Raw genomic sequence first — 20,451 nt, 5'->3', positions numbered from 1 at the left:
AACCCAACCACCCCCCCCCCCCCCCCCCCCCCCCCCCCCCCCCCCCCCCCCCCCCCCCCCCCCCCCCCCCCCCCCCGCCCGGTTCCCGATGCGTCCGATACAGGTCGCGGGTCACTTCACCGCTCGCGTTGAGTAACCCGCGACCTGGTCAACCGGTATGAGTGCGTTTCCAGGCATCCCGAAGAACAGCCTCGAGGTGGTGCTTGCCATCGGCGGTGACATCGAAGACCTGGAGGGCCCGCAGCAGACGGAGTGCGTAGGCCGCGTCCATCGAGTCGCCGTCGGTGTCCGCCTCGATCGCCGTGTGCAGGTCGTCAAGGGTCATGCCGTCCGGCGTCATGAACTCCAGAACGGCCCGGTAGGCGGCCCACTGCGTGGTGTGCGGGATCAGGCCTGCCTCCGCCAGAAACTGGCGCGCCCCGTTCTCGTCTTCGAGACCCGCCGAGGCCTGATGCAGGGCCCTGTCCCCGTGCAGCCCCTCGTCCAGCGCGGCGGACAGTTTGTGGACCAGTATCGGCCAACCGCCTGTGTGGCCCCGGAGCTGTTCCAGCTGTGTCTCGGAGGTGAACGCCTCCTTGTCCTGGGCCCACGACCGCAGGCCGTCCGAGGTGAACCGGCGCAGGGGAATCGACTCGACCTCAATGCCGTAGGCGCTGCTCTCGCCGAGGGCGATCTCCCAGAGCAGCGGCTGCTCGGGCCCGGCGATGATGACAGCTGAGCGCGTGACGCCGGCCGCGGTCGGGGTGCGCCTGACTGCGCTCTCCAACGTGCCCCGGCATGCGTCCTCGGACGGCGCCTTCACCGTGAGGTCCGACACCACCACCCGCTGCTGGCCCGCTCGGCCCACGACGAGTTCACGATCGAAGTCGGATCGCTTCGACACGTGCGGCATCTCCCAGCCGGTGGTCTCCGCCACGTCCCGCAGAGCGAGGCCGACCCGGTCGATACCGGTGGCGACAGTTCCGATGATCAGGCGTGCCTGGTTTCCGTGCCCGGGGAGCACATCGGCGATCTGGTCCGCGGTGAGCGGGGAGTGGGACTGGCCGTCCCGTGACCGATGCCGCGCCTCGAACTGACTGAAGTGCTCAGCCACCTTTCGGCTTGAGGCCTCCTCCAACTCAGCCTCGACCCTGCCCAGGTTGCCGATCATGCTCAGTGCGTTGGCGCTGCGCAGGTGCCAGCCACGGTGGTCGGGATCTGGCGCGAGCACGCCGAGCCCCTCCATCTCGGAGAGGTAGGCGCGGAACTGGTCCGTGTCCAGGTTCTCAAACCCTTCCGGCCACCAGTACGTGCACTCCTCCCGCAGTCGGAGCTGACTCAGCTTGGCATCCAACCCGTAGTGATGTGCATGGTGGGCCACCACGTTCGCAATCACGTTGTAGCGGGAGTCGAGTCGCAGCGTGTCGTGGAACGCCTCGGTGATGCTCGCCCTGAGCTCCCGGTCCGACTGGACCTCCTCCACATCTGCTCGAGTGATGGTGTAGGGCGGACCTGAAGCCACACCGGTTCGCTTGGCATGCATGGTCTGCACCAACCGATGGCCGAACATCTGGAGCAGGAACGGCTGGTACGAGCAGTGCCCCAGAATTCGGTGTACCAACGCGGGCTCCTCGAACTCGTACCCCAGCACGGCCAGCGGCTCGATGAGCAGCTTTGCCGCGTCCTGCGGCCGAAGCGGGCCGATCACGGTGGGTCGCTGCGCGAGGTGGCTGAACGGGCTGTTGACCGCGATCTTCGCGTATCGCTGCACCGAGTGGAGGCCCGCGAACACCACCTTGACCCTGTCCTCCGTCTCCGCACCGAGGTCACGCAGCCTGCGGGTCTCGGTGAACTGCGGGGAGTCGGACTCGAAGAAGCCGTCGGCCTCGTCGAGCATGATCAGCAGTCCTCGTTTGGTGTCCTCGCGAAGCCACGCCTTCATGCCGTCCAGCACGTGCTGGTATGTCAGTACCGCGTCGGCCTTGACCTTTCGCGGCAGGACGAGTGCGTCCCGCTCGATCAGCCGGCGGCCGATCCGGTCCCAGACCGTGGCGGAGGGAGCGTTGGTGCCGGTGAACGTCGAGTCCAGTGAGAGCAGCAGGCTGAACCGCGAGTCCGGGACCTGGGCCTCGTACTTCCGCCCGGCCTGCTTCAGCAGCGCCGACTTACCCAAACCCCGCCCGCCGAAGACCACCTGGTCGCCCGTGGCCCGCTGAACGGAGGCCAGCTCCTTGTCACGACCGAAGAACATCTCCTCGGACACCGGAGCACGTTTACCCATGACGTACGGATTGACCGCGGAGAACGGCAACAGGACGCGCATCGCGGAGTCCAGGCGCTGGTTGCCGCAGGCCGCCAGATGAGCGAGTGCGGCATCGTCGAGAACAACTGTTGCCCGCCGCCCGCGAGCGCTCTGCGCGGCGAGGACGCTGCGATCGCGTACCGAGAGGGTGCCGAAGTAGGCAACGACAAGGCTGTCGTCGTTGGGGTCCTGCTGAATCCAGGACGTCAGCGTCTCGGCCGAGGGCCGGTCCCACACCAGCATCAGCCGGAGACTCCCGCGCAGACCCGACCCGAACGCGGGCACCAAGGCCGAACCGGTGTAGTCCACCGACGGGATGTCAAGGAAGCGGTAGCTGCCGGAGCGCGGCTGGTCGACTCGCTGCGGACCCTTCTTGCTGCTGTAGCCGATCAGCCGCAGGGCGGGCATCAGCAGCTCGCTCTCACGGACGCCCTGTGTGCGCGCGCTGCCTTTCCGGCTCGCCAGGTCCGCCCAGCCGGTCAAGGCCTGCGCGCTCTGTTCCGCGATCTCGGGCGACAAGGCGGAGTAGTCGAGAGCCTCCAACCCAAGATAGCGCTCCTGACGGCGCACAGCGTCAATCAACTCCCGGGAGATACCCGTCCCGGCCAGCTCGGTCGGTACCTGCGGCAGGAAGGCCGCCAGGCTCTGGTCCTTCGAGCGAGTGTCGGGGATGCTCTCCCCGTTCACCAGATTGGAGATGAGTTCATCGGCTGTGAGCAGATCACCGGTGTCGATCAGCTGTTCCACGCGCTCCCGATCGTCGGCCTGAAGTCCGTCAATCTCCAGGAGCCGCGTGCGCAGCGCGGCCGAATGACTCGCGTGCGCCCGGTTGAGCTCCCCCGAGAGGGTATCGAGTTCACTCCGGACAGCGGCGAGGTCACCGTCCGGTTCGGGCACGGCGTCCTGAATGCGGCGCTCGAACGCGCGCTCCCGCTCCTCGGTGAGGGCGCCGTCCACGCGGGCCCGCCGCAGGCTCTCCTCCAGACGCTGGCGGGTTTCGCGCAGTTCCTGCGCGACCTGCTTGCCTGCCTCCAGTACGGCTGTGCGCAACCGGTCCGACGGCGCGTCCTGCTCTCCGAGGCTGGGAAGCTGCCGCTTCGTCCAGAGGTCGAGGAGCTGATGTGACGTGGCAAAATGCTCGTGCGCCGCCTGAGACCGAACCGCTTCCTCCCAGGAGCGCTGTGCTGCCCGAGCCAGTTCCTCGGCCGGCACCTCGGGGTACCGCACGCTTCCCGTGGCCGCATCCACAACCGCTCCGGGAACCTTGAGAAGTTCAGCGTGCAGAGCGAGCTCCGCCGAGAGCTCGATGTCATCGAGCCGTGCCGCGCCCGACAGCAGGTCAAAGGTCCGGGCGAGCGACGTCACGGCCGCTTCCAGGGTGGCAGCGGCAACGACGTCCGCGGCGGCCATCTGCTGGCGTACCTCGCGAAGGACGTCTTCACGCAGACCGAGCACGACGGAGCGCATCTCCTGGACCTGGTCGGCGCTCCAGTCCGAGTCTCGCGCGGCAAGCTCCTGAGCGAGTCGGCACCATCGGTCGACCAGTGCGAGCCGGTCCGCCGTGTGCCGCAGCAGGTCCTGGCGGGCCGGTCCCTCCAAGCGGGTCCGGGCACCCGGGGACATGAACTCGCGGTCCAACCTGTCCAGCCTGGACTGGATGGCCGCCGGGTCGCGGAGCTCGCGCACCATCCGCGAAAGGGCTTCGAGACCGGTTCTGTCGTCGTCGACTGCGTGCCTCAGAAGCGAGCCGACCAGACCCTTCTCGGAATCCCACCAGTGACGGACGATCTTGTTTCCCCGTGGGAATCGGATGCTCGGCACCTGGTCGAGCCCCTGCCTGCAGTCCTCCCTGGCGTCCTCCAGCGCACGTTCGAGCTCGGCCGAGTCTCGGGCCAGAGCAAGCGGTGGAGAATGCACCAGCAGTGACTTGAGCGCCCGTTGGGCTACCTCATCCGCCACCTGGACAAGGCCGGGTGGAAGCCCTGTCGCGACTCTGCCGAGCGATGCACCGGCTTCGGAGTCACCGGTGACGAGCACCGCACGCAGAAGCGCGGCGGTGGCGAGAGCGGCCTCCGCCCGACTCGCGGTCAGATCAGTGAGGTCCGGGCCCGCAAGCAGCGTGCGAATACGTGAGAGGCTCTCACTGCTCGCCGACCGCACTGCCTCCGCGCAGGCTGCCACCTGCAGCACGGCGGTCCGCTGCGACGGTTCCCCAAGGCCGGCGGCCAGTGACGCGGCCAGGCCGTAGCGCTGCGCCGAGACGAGTCCGGCAAGGCACGTACGGGATTCCGGGGTCGGGTCCTCGGTGGACCTCAACTGGTTGCCGAGGGCACCGGCGGTGGCAACGACGTCGATGGGTTCCACCACGGGCTCGGGCTCTACCGAGGGAAGGATCGCCGCCTCTTCCGGCGCCGGCGGGAGCTCGTCGGTCATTTCGGGGAGCTGTCTCGCCGGCTGCGGCTCGAGGACGACGGCGCTCACCGCTGCTGCACCAGTCGCCGTCGAATCACCGCCGCTGTGAACGCCTTGACCGGCCGACGTCAGGAAGCCATGTTCAGGCCGCGCTTGCGCCGTGGCGTTCTCCAGGATGGGCACGGGAGCTTCGAGTTCGAGCTCCGACGGCACAGGCTCCACCTGCTGCATGGCCTCGTCTACGGCCTCGCTGTCGGGCTGGAGCAACAGTTCCGTGTATCGGCCGGCGGGATAGGCAAGCCACCGACTCTTCGCCGCGGCAGGAAGCAGGGCGAGGATCTCGGCGGGTTGATGGTCAGCCGCGTGCAGCTCCACCATGGTCAGCAGCGCGTTGATGGCCTCGGCGTCCTCCTGGTCAGCGACACTCCAGTCGGTGGTTTCGGCGATCGTGCAGGCCCTCGCCCGCGCGATCTCCAGGTCCTGGGCGAGCGCCGTATCACCCGACCGACACCTCAGCCACACCACCTGACCGAGTCGTTCGCGGAGGGGCGCCGCGGCCAGACGACGCACCGCAACGTCGGTCTCCCGCGCATAGCTAGCCAGGTCCGCCGTGATCGGGCCCACGCCATGGGCGGCAAGGCCAAGAGCTGCAGCGTCAAAGGCTGTGGCCACTTCGAGCAAGGCCGCCAGGTCTGTGTCGACAGGGCGGGACTGCCGGGCGATGGCCTCGGCCGTACGACGGGCGGGCTCGACGGCTGCCTGCAGCATGTCCGCCACCCGGCACAGAGAGGTGTTCAGCTGCTCGACGTCGGGCAGGGCGGCATCGCCGAGTCCCGGATCGACCTCTTCGGCGGAACCGGCCTCATCCGTCGGCTCTGGAGGGGACGGGTTCAGCGGCTCCTTCTTGTCCGCGTCCCGAAGCGCCTGCCTCGCGTCCGGAGCCAGCTCCACCACCCGCTGAGCGGCTGCCACGGCGGCCTTGACCGGGATCCCCATGTCGGCGATCCAGGGCTGCAGCATCGCCCACGACCACAAATGGGCGTCGCTGACTCTCACCTCAAGCCGGGTCCAGGCGGTCAACCGCAGCAGTGCGGGACTCCAGCGGTGTGTGATGGGCCGAGAACTGTCTTCCGGAACACCCTTGGTGAAACGGTACCCGGCCAGCGCCAAATCGTGAACGACTGGATAGGTCAGATGAAAGGCCGCCTGACGCGCTCGCGGCGTGTCGGGATTCCGCTGCAGGCGCGTCAGCACATCGTGGCACAGCGCCCGATTGACTCTGGCCCCGTCGACGGGAATCCGGAGTGCACTCAACAGATTGCGACGCCACTGCACCGGCGTGGAGTTGAGGGCGTGCTCGATGTCCGCCTCGGTGAGCCTCGAGAGAGCGACCGCCAAGGGCTTGGGCTCCCCCACCCATGCGTCCGTCAATGCGGTCGACAGTGCCTCAAGGGCTTCGAGCAGTTCCCCGGACACAGTCCCTGACTCCGGAGATCCGAGGTCTACGGGAAAGGGCGGGTCGTCCTCCACGCCAGTGGCAGCGCGGAGTTGACGGGGCAAGGTCATGCAGGATCCTCCTGGGGCAGGTGGTGATGCGGAGGCACGGGGACCGCGACGCTCCCTGGTCAGCGGCCTCGCTTGTGCGGGCGCACATAGGTGAATCCGGGCGGCAGTTCAGCCGGGCCGGTCAGCCGGAACCGTCGATGGTCCGCGTGGTAGAGCGTGCGCTGTTCGTCGGTGGCCTGGTGACCGAGATGCCCGATGCGGCGGAGGAAGCCAGCCACGTCGTGCTCATGGACCTGCTGATCTACTTCGACGGATGTGTCCTGGTCACGACCGTCGACTGATGCTCCGCCCCGAATCTTCACGCACTGCGGTGTGTAGCAGACGAGTTGTTCGAGGGGCTGACCCGATCGAGGCGGGTGGTACGTCCTCCCGTCGCGACCGCGGCTGCCCCGCGTGACGGTCAGACGCTCGGCGGCGAGCAGACCGGCCAGGACAACCTCAACGCGGTGGGCAGCCAGTCCGCTACCCCCCATGACCTCGTACACGGCCTCGGGAACATCGACCCGGGCCAGCATGGCTCGCCCGAACTGGTCAAGCAGACCGAGCCGTCGGACTGCGGTCATCAGCAGACGCTCTGCGAACAGGCCATCCGGAGGTTGAACTGAGAGCGGCAGGCCATCGGCCCAGTCCCGGGTGAGGACCCTCGGGTCATAACGGTGCCTGACAGGGTCGCCGTCTACGGTCACCGGACGCGGTAGCAGAGTCGTTCGTGCGTGGACTACCCTGCTGCCTCGTTGCCAGGTGAAGGAGAGCCAGATCCCAGGAAAGAGCTCCGAAGGCCAGGCGAGGCCGTCAAGCCGAACACCCCGCTCACCCTCCGTAATGCTCGTGTCGTGGCAGGCCCGATCCGCTGAAAGCTCCAGTCCGGCGTGATGGAGTACCACACGGACCAAGCCGGTAGCTGCTCCGGCTGCGCTGAACTCCTCCGCGATCTGCCGGGGAAGCGGCAGACACTCCTCCGACACGTGACTCAGCCGAAGCGGTTGAGCCCATTCAACCCGACTGTCACCGACCGAGAGGAGAATCGAAGCGCCCAGATCGCTGTCGTCAGGCCACGGCTTTGGGATGGGACCATCGACCTCTGCCTGCGGCGGCGCGTCCACGCCCACCAAGCGGTGATCCCGTGGCGACGAGGGCTCCGGAACGTGTACTCGCGACGGGAACGACTCGGTCCAGCCTCGACCGACAGGGTCGTCCGCAGAACCTTCCGTCGGCACCGCGTTCACGACGTCCTCCACGTAAGCCGCGCGCCAGACACCGCCTCCCTGCCAGCGGTCGTCCAGGCTCAGCCGCACTCCCGACGGCAACAGACCGGTCGTCTCGTCGCGCTCGCGCCGCGCGTAGTCGGACAGGACCGAGTTGGCATGGCAGACGACCAACGGGTAGTCGGTGCCCCGAATCCGGTCCTGCCACGACGCACGACTGCGCAGCGCGGGCCCCACCGCCGTGTACACCGGTTTAGGCGGCCAGCCCACACCGACACGGCGCGCTACTCGGGGGACGGCCTGGTTCGCGGCTGACTCAGCCAGCCGAAGGAGATCATCACGATCTGGTGGACGGGAGTCCAGGAGCCGCCCTGCCATCGATTCGCGGGTGAACGCGTACTCCCCCCACATGCGCGCTGTATCCAGCGATGCCAGGCCCTGCCGCACGGTAGCCATCAGCCCCCTGACCGCTTCCAAAAGCTCGCCATCACCGCTGTCCGGCGCAAGCAGCGATGGGAGCGGTGACGGCGCCAGCGCGCTGGCGAGCTGATCCCGGCCGCAGGTAACGAGATAGTGCGCGTAGTACTCGGCATCGCCCAAGTCGGCGTCCACCAGCGCGTACCGGGACTCGACCACCAGATGCTCGAACTCATCCGTTTTCCCTTGGCGGCGTAGCCGCTGAAGCCGATTCACGGTCGGCGCCAGGTCCTGGCCGAACGCTGTGGTGTCGAACACCAGCCGCTCAGTCAGGATCGGAGTTTCGTCAGGGGCAAGTACTCCGGGCCCTTGTGCCCCCGCCGGGGCTCCGGAGAGCCACGCAGGCGTCTCACCGTAGGACCCGAGCTCGGGGTGCTCCCCTTCCTTGTAGACGACCTCCGCCGGCAACAGATCCCCACCGGTCCGGATGTTGATCATCGCACCAACAGGCAGCGCGTCCACCTGTTCACCGAGCGCGACCGAGGGGAAGTCGCCGATGTCCAACGGGCCACCGACGTAGCCGCCCGCAGCCAAGTCGTACCCGAAGTACACCGCGTTGAAGGCGACGGCAGTGTGAACGGGCGCGGCACGATGCATGACGACCGCTTCGAGGTAGGCCAGAAGCCGGTTCCGTGCCACGGGATCACAGGAATCCAGCCCGGAGATCATCTCCCGGGTGACCAGCGGCGCATCGTCATAGGGCCGCCACACTCGATGGACAATTCCGTTCGGTGCGGTCACCCAACACCGTCCCTCGCCGCCTCAACGGGCGGCGGAACCGGTGCGTCTACGCGGTCGCTGGGAAGCGGGGATGCTCGGCGGCCCGGGTGCACTGCTCCAGCGGCCTTGCGCGCGACTCTGGCGGCTCCGATGGCAACGGCCCAGGCACCATGGTTCAGGACCATTCGCTTGCAACGATCGCGAACTGCCGTCATCGAGTCCGTCGCGGCGGTTCTCCCGAACCACGCGACGATGAGTCGGAGGAGAGGCGCCACGCCGGTCGACAGAGCACCACTGTTCGACATGCCCATTACAGTCCGTTCTTGGTGGTACCTATACGCCTGATGCGCGCCAACGCTCAAAACAGGCGGCTAGTTCGGAACTGAATCATTGTGCAACCGAAACCTCTGGCGTGGCGGCGTTTTGCACAGAAAGGCATGCCTACTATCGAACTTCACTATGCGTCACTCTCCTCCAGTGCCTCCCCGGCCGTAGCAGCGACCTCCCCTCGGTCGGCGTGCCGTTCCGATCCAGGCCGCCGGTGAGGTAGCGCAACGTCCACTCCACCGGCTCCGGTGCGGGATAACAGAGCCAGGGCCCCTCAGGTCCAGAGCTCCGTTCGCAGTATCTGGCGCGCAGCTGCTGCCGCGCGCCGCCCGAATGACCCCTCGGCCATCGCCAGGAGACCACCCAACCCACGACCGCTGAAGCAACTGACCTCAGCCATCGGCTCAGTGAGTGGCGATCAGGTCGCGGTACCAGACGTACGAGGCCTTCGGGTGCGTCGCTGCGTCTCGAAGTCGACGTGGCCGAGGCCGAAGCGTTGGTGGTAGCCCTCGGCCCGTCGAACAGGCTGTCATTATAGGCAGACCGCAACCACCAGTAACGACAATCCTCAACTCAACTTACACGCAAGGGATTTACGGACCCCTAAGTTGCGTTCCGCGCCCGGTGGGCAGCGATCAGGTCGCGGTACCAGACATATGAGGACTTCGGGGTGCGCCGCTGGGTCTCGAAGTCGACGTGCACGAGGCCGAACCTCTGACGGAACAGCCCCTCGGCCCATTCGAAGTTGTCGAGGAGGGACCAGGTGTAGTAGCCGCGGATGTCGATGCCCTCGGCGGTGGCCTGGGCGAGGGCGTCGAGGTGGGCGGCGAGGTAGTCGATGCGGGGTTGGTCGGGGACGGTCTCCTCGGTGACGGAGCAGCCGTTCTCGGTGATGGTGATGGGTGGGAGGGATTTGCCGTAGAAGTCCCTTAGCTGGAGCAGGAGTTGGCGGAGGGCGTCGGGGACGACGGGCCAGCCGAAGGCGGTGTGGGGGGCTTCGGGGATGTCGACGAGGTCGAAGGGGAGGTCCGGGGTGGTGGGGGCGGCGACGCGGGTGGGGTTGTAGAAGTTGAGGCCGAGGCCGTCGAGGCCGGGGGTGTGGATGAGGTCGAGGTCGCCGTCGTGGACGGCGCCGTAGATGTCGTCGGGGACGCCGAGGGCGGAGAGGTCGGGGTAGCGGCCGAGGAGGACGGGGTCGGTGAACAGCCGGTTGTGGAGGGCGTCGTAGGCCGTGGCGGCGGCCACGTCCTCGGGCGAGGGGGTGGCCGGTTCGACGGGGGTGAGGTTGTTGGAGAGCATCACTTCCAGGCCGCGGTCGTGCAGGACCGAGGCGGCCAGGCCGTGGGCGAGGAGCTGGTGGTGGGCGGCCGGGAGGGCCTGGAACATCAGGGTGCGGCCGGGGGCGTGGGTGCCCAGGGCGTAGCCGAAGACGGTGTGGACGAAGGGCTCGTTGAGGGTGATCCAGGTGGGGACGCGGTCGCCGAGGCGGTCGGTGACGAGGGCGGCGTAGTCGGCGAAGCGGTACGCGGTGTCGCGGTCGAGCCAGCCGCCGTGGTCCTCCAGGGCCTGCGGGAGGTCCCAGTGGAAGAGGGTGGGCAGCGGGGTGATGCCGGCTTCCAGCAGTGCGTCCACGAGCCGGTCGTAGAAGGCGAGTCCGGCGGGGTTCACGGGCCCACGGCCGGCGGGCAGGACCCGGGGCCAGGAGAGGGAGAAGCGGTAGCCGTCCAGCCCGAGGCCCTTCATCAGGGCGATGTCCTCGGGGTAGCGGTGGTAGTGGTCGCAGGCGACCGCGCCGGTGTGCCCGTCGCGGATGGCCCCGGGGCGGGCGGTGAAGGTGTCCCAGACGGAGGGGCCGCGGCCGTCCTCGTCGACGGCCCCCTCGATCTGGTAGGCGGCGGTGGCGGCGCCCCAGCGGAACCCCGCCGGCAGGTCGTAGCGATCCGGCATGACAGCCTCCTGACGCAAACGTGAGGAGCACTCATGTTACCGGCGGGGCGTCGGAACACCAGAGGAGGCCCATCGCTCCACGGAGTTCGCGACACCCGCTGACTCCCGACCCGCGTGCCGACGCGGGTGGCTCAGCTGCGGTCGGTGCCAGGTGCGGCCTCGCGGGTCATACGGAGGTTGGGCAGCCTTCCTTGCCAGAGCTCCCGCTCGCCCGTGATCGTGAATCCGTGGCGCTGGTAGAAGCGGACGGCGCTGTCGTTGTAGTCGGTGGCCCACAGGCATATGGGTGCGGCCGCTGCCCAGGTGAGGAACTCGGTCATCAGGCGGCCACCGAGCCCCTGGCCCTGGACGTGGTCCAGCAGATACATCGGGCCGAGGGTGACCACCTCGCCGCGGCGCCCGCACAGAACGCCGACGAGCTCGGTGCCAGAACGGACGACACGGCAGAACAGCGCGTCCGGTTGCCGATTCGCCGCCTCGATGAACTCCCGCCACTGGCTGATGCCCTCCGCGGTGGCCGACGAACCGCGATGCTCGCGGATCCAGTCCTCGTCGATCCCCGCCTCCGGGTTGGGGTAGGTCTGCAGCCAAGCCCTCAGCAACAACGGCCCCAAGCACGCGGAGTCGTCCGGACGAGCAGCTTCGATCACGTAGGTCATGGCAACGATCCTCACCGATCCTCACCGATCATCCACTGGATCGATGATGAGCGTCGCTCTCGGGCGGGTTCGCGCAGCAAGCCCTGAGCAGGGCTACCTTCGACCGGACACGGCGTGCGAGACTGATGATCATCACCGGGGTGGGTGGAACCCAGGCCCCGGCAGGGGACGACACCACGGGGGACACCATGCAGAGCACCGGCACCGGCACCGACGCGGCCGCACCCGAACCCACCGCCGAACCCGCCGGCGGCCTCGACGCCGTCGGCCTCGACGCCGGCGCGGCCGGTGAACTGCTGCCCTCGGTCGGCGAAATGCGGCTCCCCGCCTGGTTCTTCGGCTTCGAGGGCGTCCTGGCCGGCGCCTTCGACCTGCTGCGGGCCTTCCCGTCCGCCTGGCCCGCCCTGATCGTCCTCGTGGCGGCCAACATCACCGTCTCGCTCACCCTGCTGCGCAAGCGGCTCAAGCTCGCCAAGCTCCTGTGGCGCGGCAAGGGCACCCGCAAGGTGGCCTTCGCCCTGGTGGGCCTTCGGGTCGGCACCCACGTCCTGCTCGGCGCGCTCGGGTTCGCCCTCGTCTCGGCACTCGGCCACGTCCTGATGGCCCTGGTGATGGCCGGCGTCACCGTCGGCCTGCTGGTCTACGTCCAGCGCACCGCACTCGCCGCCCTGGTCACCGCGGGCAAGGCCACCGCCTGACTCCTTCCCCACCACACCGCGCGGGCCCACCCCCCCGCTCGGTTCGGCGGGCCTCGGCGAGACGTCGGGGGTCACGGCGGTTCGCGCCGCAGGGCGGTCACGGCACGGCGACTACGGCGACTACAGGGTCGCGACACGACCCGTCCGGCCCTGCGCGCGTACCCGGACCGGCTCGACGCACACTCCCGGACGGGTTTGGCCTCCCCGCATCCGGCAAGCCGCCAGACATGGACGTTTCAGCTCTGCACGACCGCCGCTGGTCCCGGCGACTGCGCCGCACGCTCGACGCACCGGCGCACTGGGAGGTCCTCGACCTCCCGTCCGGGAAGCTCGCCGACGCGGTGGAAGCTCTCCCGCTCGGGCCGTACCGCGACGCCCTGCGCGGCGTGTGGCTCGGCCACCCGCTCCACCCGGGCCTGGTCCAACTGCCCATCGGCTGCTGGACCTCGGCAGGCCTGCTGGACTTCACCCCGGGCGCTCAGCGGTCGGCCGACGTACTCGTCGCCACCGGGCTGCTGACGGCCGTGCCGACCGCGCTGTCCGGCTGGGTGGACTGGGCCCGGCTCGACCGGCCGCGCCGCCGCACCGGCCTGGTCCACGCTCTGGCCAACACGACCGGCGTGCTGCTGTACGCCGGCTCGCTGCTGGCCCGCTGCCGGGGCCGACGCGCCCGGGGCCGACTGCTCGGCCTGGCCGGGCTCGCCGCCATCTCGGGCGGCGGCGTCCTCGGCGGCCACCTGGCCTACGGACAGGCCGCCGGCCCCAACCGGGCCGCCGCCGCGTCCCGACTCGCGCCCGCCGACTGGGTCGGACTCGGACCGGTCGACGACTTCCCACCGGGCGAACCCGTCCGCCGGACGGCCGGCGACCTGCCCGTGGTCGTCGTCCGCGTCGGCGAGCGCTGCCACGTGCTCGCGGAGCGCTGCGCCCACCTCTCCGGCCCGCTCGCCGACGGCACGGTGGCCGACGGCTGCCTGCGCTGCCCGTGGCACGGCAGCGAGTTCCGCCTGCGTGACGGCGAGGTCGCGAGCGGCCCGGCCACCTCGCCGCAGCCGGTGTTCGAGACCCGGGTGATCTCCGGGCACCTGGAGGCACGACTGCCCGGCGCCGACTGACCGGCCGTCCACGCCCACGCCGACGCCCACCCGGCATACCGACCGGCCCAACGGGCAGACGCACCCGCACGGGCCCGAGCCGTGACGGGCCCGAGCCGTGACGGATCCGCCACGGCGCGGGCCCGTCACACGGAGGAGGGGAAGGAGAGCGGCATGAACCCGGTCGAACGCACACTGCGCTCGGTGGACGGCTACCAGCAGCGCCACCGGCCCACCGCCGTGATCCTCGGCGTGATCAAGAAGTACGGCGACGACCGCGGCGGACTGCTCGCCGCGCTCATCACGTACTACGGCTTCCTCGCCCTGATCCCGCTGCTCCTCCTGCTCAGCACCGTCCTCGGATTCGTCCTGCACGGCAGTCCCGGTGCGCAGCAGTCCGTCCTCGACTCCGCCCTCGCCGACTTCCCGATCATCGGCGACCAGCTCCGCCAGAACGTCCACTCCCTCCGGGGAAGCGGGCTCGCCCTGGCCGTCGGCATGCTGTTCCTGCTCTACGGCGCGCTCGGCATCGCGCAGGTGCTCCAGCACGCCATGGCCGAGATCTGGAACGTCCCCGGCGTGCGCCGGCCGGGCTACTGGCCGCGCCTGGTCCGCAGCCTGCTGCTCCTGCTCGTGCTCGGCTCCGGCCTGGTGCTCGGCACCGGGGCCGCATCGGTCGTCGCCTCCTCCCTCGGCGGGCCCGCCGCCCGCATCGGCGGCCTGATCGTCTCCGCGCTCCTGAACGCCGCCCTGTGCCTGGCCTGCTTCCGCGTGCTCACCCCCCGCGAGGTCCCCACGCGCGCGCTCTGGCCGGGCTGCGCGGCCGCAGGCCCGCTGTTCACCGTCCTCCAGGCCTTCGGCTCCCTGCTCGTCGTGCACGAGCTGCGCCACGCCGGCCAGGTCTACGGCTTCTTCGCCACCGTGATCGGGCTGCTCTCCTGGCTCTACCTGGCCGCGGAGATCACCGTGTACGCCGGCGAGACCAACGTCGTCCTCGCCCGCCACCTGTGGCCGCGCAGCCTGCTCCAGCCGCCGCTCACCGACGCCGACGAACAGGTACTGAGCGCGATCGCCCACCAGGAGGAACGGCGCCCCGAACAGCAGGTCGACGTGGCTTTCAACAGCAACGCCGAAGACGGCGACGGCGACGGCGACGGCGACGGCGACCCACCACGGGACTCCGATGACGACGGAACCACGGGTCGACACCCCGGAGGATGACGACCCGGGCCACCGGCGGGAACGGCGATCCGTCCGCCGGAGCGGGTCGTTCGGGCCGAGCGCGGCCCGTCACCTCGTGCAGCCCGGTGGGGCGTCGCGTCTCGGCCCACCGCACGTTCCGGACGGGCCGGCGACAGCGGCCGGCCCGTCCCTGTCGGTGTCACGCGGTGGGGCGACGTGCGGCCATGAGGTCCGCGCCCGGCGCCTGCACCAGTTGCAGGCCCGCGGCTTCGAGCTCCTCGACGAGCCGCTCGGGCGGGGCGGGCCACAGGTCGAACGCCTCCCGGGCCTCGCGCAGCAGCTCCCGCTCGCGTTCGACGCGGTAGGTGAAGACCATCCGCAGGACGCCGTGGTGCGGCCGACGGGTGACGTCGGCGCTGTACAGGTCCGGGCCCACCCGGACCGGACCGAGCCGTCCCACCTCCTCGCACCCGCCGGGCAGGTCGGCGGGCGGGGGGTCGAACAGGAGCAGGCCGCCCGGCAGGAGGGCCGCCGAGATCGCCTTCCAGGTGGCGCGCCTCGTCGGGGGATCCAGGCAGGCGACCACGTTGGAGGCGACGGCCAGGTCCGCCACGGCCGCCAGACCCGCCACCTCGAGGGTCTCGGGGTGCACGGTGACGCGGGCACGGCGGTCGGCCCCGAGGTGGGCCAGGCGCGAGAGCAGGGCGGCGCGCATGGCCGGGGCCGGTTCGACGGCGTGCACGGGCACGCTGGAGGCGCGCAACAGGACCTCGGTGACGATTCCGGTGCCGGCGCCGACATCCAGGACCGCGTGGCGGGCCCGGCCGGCAGCCTCGGCGAACCGCCGCTCGGCCAGGCGGCGGTCGGTCTCGGCCTGGAGGAGGTCGTAGAACTCCGCGGAGACCGCGTATCCGCCGCCGGAGGAGTCGTCCACGACGCGCTCAGCCGCGTCCGGGCGTGGCACGCGGCGGGTCCGCGAGCACGCTGGAATCGAGGTGGCCGGGCACCCCGGTCCGGGCGCCGGTGTGCCAGTAGCCGGTGTCGCGCGATGTGCCGGCGACATCGAACAGCGCTGCGGCCGGCATCGAGGCCTCCCTCACTCCCGCCACTGCCGCCCTGGGCAGGTCCACCCTGTCGACGCTACGGCCCGACGACCGGCCGTGCACGCGGCGCGAGGCGTTTGCCCCGCCGTTTCCGGGAAAGCCGCACCGGCATGGAGACCGTGGAACCCATCGAACCCGTGGAACCCGTCGAAGCCGTCGAGCCCGTCGAACCTGCCTACCGCACCGTCGTCGGGGGGACACGGGCCCCGCGGTCATCGGACAGGAGTGTGTGACATGCCTCGCGGATCGAGTCCCAAGCGGGAGCGGCAGTACGAGCACATCAAGGAGAGTGCGCTGGAACGCGGTGAGAGCGAGAAGCGCGCCGAGGAGATCGCGGCCCGTACGGTGAACAAGGAACGGGCCCGGCACGGGGAGTCGAAGACCGCCAGCCGCAGCTCGGTGGAGGACATCTCCTCCGCCCGTCGCGGCGGGCTCCACTCGCACAGCGGTGCCCAGGGGCCGACGAAGGAGCAGCTGTACAACGAGGCCAGGCAGCGGAACATCCACGGGCGCTCGAAGATGAACAAGAAGGAACTCGAACACGCCCTGGGCCGCTAGGAGTCGGCGCCCGAGGCCACGGGTCCGTGTTCTCGTGCTACGGGCCGTCGGAGCGGCTTCCTCCGGCTTCCTCGGGGGTGAAGAGGCCGGTCGTCTCGGTGATCGCGAGCAGGCGCTCGACCCGGCTGCTGGCCGCGCTGATCGTGAGGGTGCGGTTGCTGCGGTGCGCGGTGCCGCGCAGGGCCAGCAGGAGGTTGAGACCGGCGCTGTCACAGAAGGTGACTGCGGACAGGTCCAGGTCGAGCCCTGCGTCGCTGGCGTGCAGGGCGTGTTCAAGGGTTTCACCGAGGCTGTCGGCGGCGTCGAAGTCGATCTCGCCGCACACGGTCGCACGGGCTCGGGTGCCGACGGTGACCAGCCTGACCAGCAGGCCGTCGGCGACCCACCGGTCGCCGGGCAACGGCCCGCCGGCCCGCGCGGGCGGTGGAGGATTCGGGGTGGCGGAGCACGCCACGGGCGGCTCACCGCTCATGGTCTCCTTCTCCTGCCTGGAGGCACGGGATGACACATTCAGCGTCTGCCGAATCCCTTCTCACGTCAACCGATACGTGAACGGAAATTCGTCAATAACAGTGCGGGTGATCACGCTCAGTGCCACGGTCGCTACCACCAGTGGCGGTCGGTCGGTCACCGCAGCAGGACGGCCAGGAGTTCGGCCAGGGTCGGGCCGCTGTCCGCGGGATGGCGCAGCTGTTTGCCGTCGATGACGTGGTAGACGTTCGAGCGCCCGACCCGGCGGTGGCTGAGATACCCCTCGGCTTCGAGGTCGGCGATGATCCGTTGGACCGCCCGCTCGGTCAGCAGGCAGCGGGTTGCGATGTCCCGCACCCTGATGCCCGGGTCCCGCGCGATCTGCACCAGGACCCGTGCATGGTTGGTCAGAAACGTCCACTGGTGCCCGACCGCCCGTTGTTCTTCCACCTCCTCAGGATAGGCCGATCGCGATACGCGAGACACGAAACGAAATTCACGTATTCCTGTGACGCGAAATGCGTGATGGGGCATGGACCACGACGGGGGCACGGACTGCGATGCGGGCACGGACGATGTGCGGTCGACATCCGGACCGCCCCGACCACGCCCCGGCCGCTCGGGCATCGCGGACAGGCACGCGCGCCCGAAGCGGTTGCGGCCGCCGCCGGTCGCGGTCACCCGAATCGGTGTCCGGCGGTGGCCCACGGAGAGCCCCTGCCCAAAGCTTGCCGTGGGGGCGCGTCCGATTGGTGGTGTCGATGTTCGATGCGAGTTTCGCGTTCCCGGAAGCGCTGGTGGTGCCTGCCCCCGGTGGCGGGGCGCGGGTGGCCGTGGTCGGGTCGGGCATCGCCGGGCTGGTGTGCGCGCACGAGCTGCAGCGCCGGGGGTTCGACGTCGTCGTGTACGAGCGGGCCAACCGGCCGGGCGGGCGGGTGCGCACCCACCGGTTCTGGGACGGCACGCACGCGGACCTGGGCGCCATGCGCATCCCGGGCAACCACCACTGCGTGCTGCACTACCTCACCCGGTTCCGCCTGGCGACCCGCCCGTTCGTCAACGCCAACCCCCACGCCTACTACCACCTGCGCGGCCGGCGGGTGCGGGTGCGGGACGTCGCCGCGCTCTTTCCCGCCTACGCGCTGCGCCCGGCCGAGCGGCAGGCACCGACCCCCCTCCTCGACGGCCTGCTCGGCGCCGTGTGGCGCACCCTGACCGTCGAACAGCAGCGCCGCACCCTGGAGGGCCACTGGGACGACCCGGCGCTGGAGCAGGCGGCCTCGGTGTCGCTGTGGCAGTTCGTCCACGAGCACCTGTCCCAGGACGCCTGGGACCTCTTCGGGCACGCCAGCGGCCTCACCCACTACGAGCAGTCCTCGCTGCTGGAGGTCCTGGTCGACTACTTCGGCCTGTTCCACAACGGGCAGATCGAGCTGGTGGACGGAATGGACGCGCTGATCCACGCCTTCGTCCGGTCGCTGCGCCCCGGCACGCTCCGGCTCTCCTCCCAGGTCGAGGAGCTGGCACTGACCACGGACGGCGTGCGGATCCGCGGCCGCCGGCTCGGCGCCCGGCTGCTCGACCACGCCGACTACGTGGTGTGCTGCGTCCCGGCGCCCGCGCTCGACCAGATCGCCGTCACCCCGGGACTGCCGCACGCACAGCGCCACGCCATCCGCGGGATCAGCTACGCGAGCAGCATCAAGACCGTCCTCCACCTGACCCGCCGCCGCTGGGAACTAGAGGACGGCATCCACGGCGGCGGCAGCTTCACCGACCTGCCCATCCAGCAGTGCTGGTACCCCTCCGACAACGCGGTGCAGGTCGTCGACGGGATCGACGGCAGCGCCGTACGCCGGTGGGCCGCACGCGACCCGCAACGCTCGGCGGAACCGGCGACACTGCTCGGCGCGTACCTCTGGGGCGCCAACGCCCGACGCTTCGCCGCGCTTGCCGCGTCCGACCGCGACACGCTGGTGCTGGACTGCCTGGAGAAGCTGCACCCCGGCATCACCGCGGACGTCGACGACATCGTGCACTGCAACTGGGACGTGCAGACCGGCATGGGCGGAGGCGCCTTCGCCCACCTCACCCCCGGCGAGCACACCCGCTACCTGAGCGTCCTCGGCTCCCCCCACCCCGCCGAGCGGCCCCGGATCTTCTTCGCCGGCGAGCACCTGTCCGGCGCCCACGCCTGGTGCCAGGGCGCGGCCCGGTCCGCCCTGGACGCGGTGCTCTCGCTCCTCGACCGCGTCCGGCACACCCGGAGCAGCACGCGGGCCGGGGCGGCATGAGCGAGGACGGGCTCGGCCGCGGCGGCACGAGCGAGGAGGGGCTCGGCCGGGACGACCTGCGCTCGCCCTTCGTGCCCCCACGCGACCGGCGGGAACTGGTCGGCATCGAGGTCGAGTGCGGTCTGGTCCGCCCGGACACCGGGCTCGCCACCCCCTACTACGGCGAGCGCGGCGTACTGGCCGTGCTCGAAGCGGCCCTGGAGCGGTGGGGCGGCGACCGGCAGGAGGACGCCGGCCGGCTCACCGGCATCACCCTGCCGGACGGCGGCCAGCTCACCCTGGAGCACGGCGGCCAGATCGAGTACTCCTCGCCCCCTGCGCCGAACCTGGCCGAGGCCGTGACCGGTCTGCGCGCCGCCCTGCGGCAACTCGCGGATCTCGTCGACCGGTTCGGCCTCGCCCTGCTGCCCGGCGGCAACCTGCCCTTCGACCGGCTCGCCGACATGACCTGGGTCCCGATGACCCGGGGCGCCATCATGCGGGGCTACTTCGCGCGGCTCGGGGACAGCGCCGACCGGGCCCGGCACGTGATGGCCCAGTCGCTCTCCACCCAGGTCACCCTGGACTACCTCTCACCCGAGGACTTCACCGAGAAGCTGCGGATGCAGATGGCCGCCGCCCCCGTCGTCTCCGCCCTGCTCGTCAACTCCCCTCTGCACGAGGGACGTTCGAACGGCCTGCTGTCCCACCGCTGCTGGGCCTGGCTGCGGATGGACCCGCGCCGCCACGGCGTCCTGCCGCCCGCGCTGCGGCCCGACGTCACCGTCGACGACGTGATCGACTGGGCCCTCGGCATCCCGCTCATCCACTACCGCACCCCCGACGGCCAGTTCCACCCGGGGCCCGACCGGCCCTTCGCCGACCTCATCCGCCACGGCCTCGACGACGGATCCGCACCGACCCTCGCACACTGGACCGGCCACCTCGATCAGCTCTGGACGAACACCCGCGTCCGCGACACTCTCGAAATGCGCTCCGCCGACGGCCCGCCCCACCCGCACGTCCCCGCCGTCCCCGCCCTGTGGACCGGCCTCACCTACCACCCCGAATCCCGCATCGCAGCCTGGGAGTTACTGAACCACCACACCCTCCGGGAGCACAACGCCACCCTCGCCGCGCTGCCCGCCCTCGGCCTGGACGCCCGCCTCGGCGACACGCCCGTACGCCCGCTCGCCGCCGAACTCCTCCGGCTCGCCCGCACCGGCCTCGCCGCCCGCGTCGCGGCCGGACTCGAACCCCCGCACGTCCTCACCTACCTGGACCCGCTCGACGACATCCTCACCACCGGACGCACCTTCGCCGAACAATGCCTCCACCGCTGGCACCGCGACCTCCACCACGACCCCGCCCGCTACGTCGCCGCCTACCGGATCTGACACCCGACCACCAGCGGACCGCTCCACCGATCGGCCGCCGGGGTAGGGCTCCTGGGGGCTGTGCGCGTGCCGGTTGGTCCG

General features: G+C 70.3%; 14 protein-coding genes and 1 pseudogene. 6 read left to right on the top strand and 9 right to left on the bottom strand.

Annotated elements, in window-relative coordinates:
• Positions 1-148 precede the first annotated feature (148 nt).
• The 5 genes and pseudogenes from ACZ58X_RS11000 to ACZ58X_RS10980 all read right to left on the bottom strand — a co-directional run bounded on the left by ACZ58X_RS11000 (position 149) and on the right by ACZ58X_RS10980 (position 11,594).
• Positions 149-6,169, bottom strand: coding sequence for an AAA family ATPase (locus ACZ58X_RS11000; RefSeq protein ID WP_470333350.1), 6,021 nt, complete (start codon positions 6,167-6,169; stop codon positions 149-151).
• Between the two features lie 149 nt (positions 6,170-6,318).
• Positions 6,319-8,682 (bottom strand): hypothetical protein, encoded by a 2,364-nt coding sequence (locus ACZ58X_RS10995; protein ID WP_470333349.1) that lies wholly within the window; start codon positions 8,680-8,682, stop codon positions 6,319-6,321.
• Between the two features lie 724 nt (positions 8,683-9,406).
• Positions 9,407-9,493: pseudogene (locus ACZ58X_RS10990) on the bottom strand (hypothetical protein); the annotation flags it as partial.
• Positions 9,494-9,591: 98 nt separating this feature from the next.
• Positions 9,592-10,935, bottom strand: coding sequence for a GH1 family beta-glucosidase (locus ACZ58X_RS10985; protein WP_470333348.1), 1,344 nt, complete (start codon positions 10,933-10,935; stop codon positions 9,592-9,594).
• 131 nt (positions 10,936-11,066) lie between these two features.
• Positions 11,067-11,594, bottom strand: a complete 528-nt coding sequence (locus tag ACZ58X_RS10980) for a GNAT family N-acetyltransferase (RefSeq protein ID WP_470333347.1) — start codon at positions 11,592-11,594, stop codon at positions 11,067-11,069.
• A 140-nt stretch (positions 11,595-11,734) separates the two neighbouring features.
• On the opposite strand from ACZ58X_RS10980, the gene ACZ58X_RS10975 reads away from it, so the two are divergent.
• The 3 genes from ACZ58X_RS10975 to ACZ58X_RS10965 all read left to right on the top strand — a co-directional run bounded on the left by ACZ58X_RS10975 (position 11,735) and on the right by ACZ58X_RS10965 (position 14,607).
• The gene (locus ACZ58X_RS10975; protein WP_470333346.1) at positions 11,735-12,292 is read left to right on the top strand and encodes a hypothetical protein; all 558 of its coding nucleotides are present in this window, start codon (positions 11,735-11,737) and stop codon (positions 12,290-12,292) included.
• Between the two features lie 227 nt (positions 12,293-12,519).
• Positions 12,520-13,407 (top strand): Rieske (2Fe-2S) protein, encoded by an 888-nt coding sequence (locus ACZ58X_RS10970; RefSeq protein WP_470333345.1) that lies wholly within the window; start codon positions 12,520-12,522, stop codon positions 13,405-13,407.
• 153 nt (positions 13,408-13,560) lie between these two features.
• Positions 13,561-14,607 (top strand): YihY/virulence factor BrkB family protein, encoded by a 1,047-nt coding sequence (locus ACZ58X_RS10965; RefSeq protein WP_470333344.1) that lies wholly within the window; start codon positions 13,561-13,563, stop codon positions 14,605-14,607.
• Positions 14,608-14,767: 160 nt separating this feature from the next.
• On the opposite strand, the gene ACZ58X_RS10960 is transcribed toward ACZ58X_RS10965, so the two are convergent.
• Together ACZ58X_RS10960 and ACZ58X_RS10955 are read right to left on the bottom strand one after the other, a co-directional pair.
• Positions 14,768-15,502, bottom strand: a complete 735-nt coding sequence (locus tag ACZ58X_RS10960) for a class I SAM-dependent methyltransferase (RefSeq protein ID WP_470333343.1) — start codon at positions 15,500-15,502, stop codon at positions 14,768-14,770.
• A gap of 7 nt (positions 15,503-15,509) precedes the next feature.
• Positions 15,510-15,653, bottom strand: a complete 144-nt coding sequence (locus tag ACZ58X_RS10955) for a hypothetical protein (protein WP_470333342.1) — start codon at positions 15,651-15,653, stop codon at positions 15,510-15,512.
• A gap of 252 nt (positions 15,654-15,905) precedes the next feature.
• Here ACZ58X_RS10955 and ACZ58X_RS10950 point away from each other — a divergent pair, with 252 nt between their 5' ends.
• Positions 15,906-16,229, top strand: coding sequence for a plasmid stabilization protein (locus tag ACZ58X_RS10950; RefSeq protein ID WP_470333341.1), 324 nt, complete (start codon positions 15,906-15,908; stop codon positions 16,227-16,229).
• 37 nt (positions 16,230-16,266) lie between these two features.
• Here ACZ58X_RS10950 and ACZ58X_RS10945 read toward each other — a convergent pair whose 3' ends face one another.
• Both ACZ58X_RS10945 and ACZ58X_RS10940 read right to left on the bottom strand, forming a co-directional pair.
• Positions 16,267-16,701 carry an STAS domain-containing protein gene (locus tag ACZ58X_RS10945; protein ID WP_470333340.1) on the bottom strand — a complete coding sequence of 145 codons (435 nt, stop codon included), beginning with the start codon at positions 16,699-16,701 and terminating at the stop codon, positions 16,267-16,269.
• A gap of 155 nt (positions 16,702-16,856) precedes the next feature.
• Positions 16,857-17,150, bottom strand: a complete 294-nt coding sequence (locus tag ACZ58X_RS10940) for a helix-turn-helix transcriptional regulator (protein ID WP_470333339.1) — start codon at positions 17,148-17,150, stop codon at positions 16,857-16,859.
• Positions 17,151-17,461: 311 nt separating this feature from the next.
• Between ACZ58X_RS10940 and ACZ58X_RS10935 the strand changes: the two genes are divergently transcribed.
• Both ACZ58X_RS10935 and ACZ58X_RS10930 read left to right on the top strand, forming a co-directional pair.
• Positions 17,462-18,994 (top strand): flavin monoamine oxidase family protein, encoded by a 1,533-nt coding sequence (locus ACZ58X_RS10935; RefSeq protein WP_470333338.1) that lies wholly within the window; start codon positions 17,462-17,464, stop codon positions 18,992-18,994.
• Positions 18,991-20,370, top strand: coding sequence for a glutamate-cysteine ligase family protein (locus tag ACZ58X_RS10930; RefSeq protein ID WP_470333337.1), 1,380 nt, complete (start codon positions 18,991-18,993; stop codon positions 20,368-20,370). Before ACZ58X_RS10935 ends, ACZ58X_RS10930 begins: the two co-directional genes overlap by 4 nt.
• Positions 20,371-20,451 lie beyond the last annotated feature (81 nt).

The organism is Kitasatospora sp. NPDC040550, from assembly GCF_055594965.1.
The sequence above is the reverse complement of the archived record's forward strand: the minus strand, read 5'-3'. Positions and strand labels throughout refer to the sequence as shown.

Coding starts and splice junctions, on each gene's coding strand:
- ACZ58X_RS10945 (WP_470333340.1), bottom strand. CDS start 16,701: ATGAGCGGTGAGCCGCCCGTGGCGTGCTCCGCCACCCCGAATCCTCCA.
- ACZ58X_RS10955 (WP_470333342.1), bottom strand. CDS start 15,653: ATGCCGGCCGCAGCGCTGTTCGATGTCGCCGGCACATCGCGCGACACC.
- ACZ58X_RS10965 (WP_470333344.1), top strand. CDS start 13,561: ATGAACCCGGTCGAACGCACACTGCGCTCGGTGGACGGCTACCAGCAG.
- ACZ58X_RS10930 (WP_470333337.1), top strand. CDS start 18,991: ATGAGCGAGGACGGGCTCGGCCGCGGCGGCACGAGCGAGGAGGGGCTC.
- ACZ58X_RS10980 (WP_470333347.1), bottom strand. CDS start 11,594: ATGACCTACGTGATCGAAGCTGCTCGTCCGGACGACTCCGCGTGCTTG.
- ACZ58X_RS10970 (WP_470333345.1), top strand. CDS start 12,520: ATGGACGTTTCAGCTCTGCACGACCGCCGCTGGTCCCGGCGACTGCGC.
- ACZ58X_RS10950 (WP_470333341.1), top strand. CDS start 15,906: ATGCCTCGCGGATCGAGTCCCAAGCGGGAGCGGCAGTACGAGCACATC.
- ACZ58X_RS10935 (WP_470333338.1), top strand. CDS start 17,462: ATGTTCGATGCGAGTTTCGCGTTCCCGGAAGCGCTGGTGGTGCCTGCC.
- ACZ58X_RS10985 (WP_470333348.1), bottom strand. CDS start 10,935: ATGCCGGATCGCTACGACCTGCCGGCGGGGTTCCGCTGGGGCGCCGCC.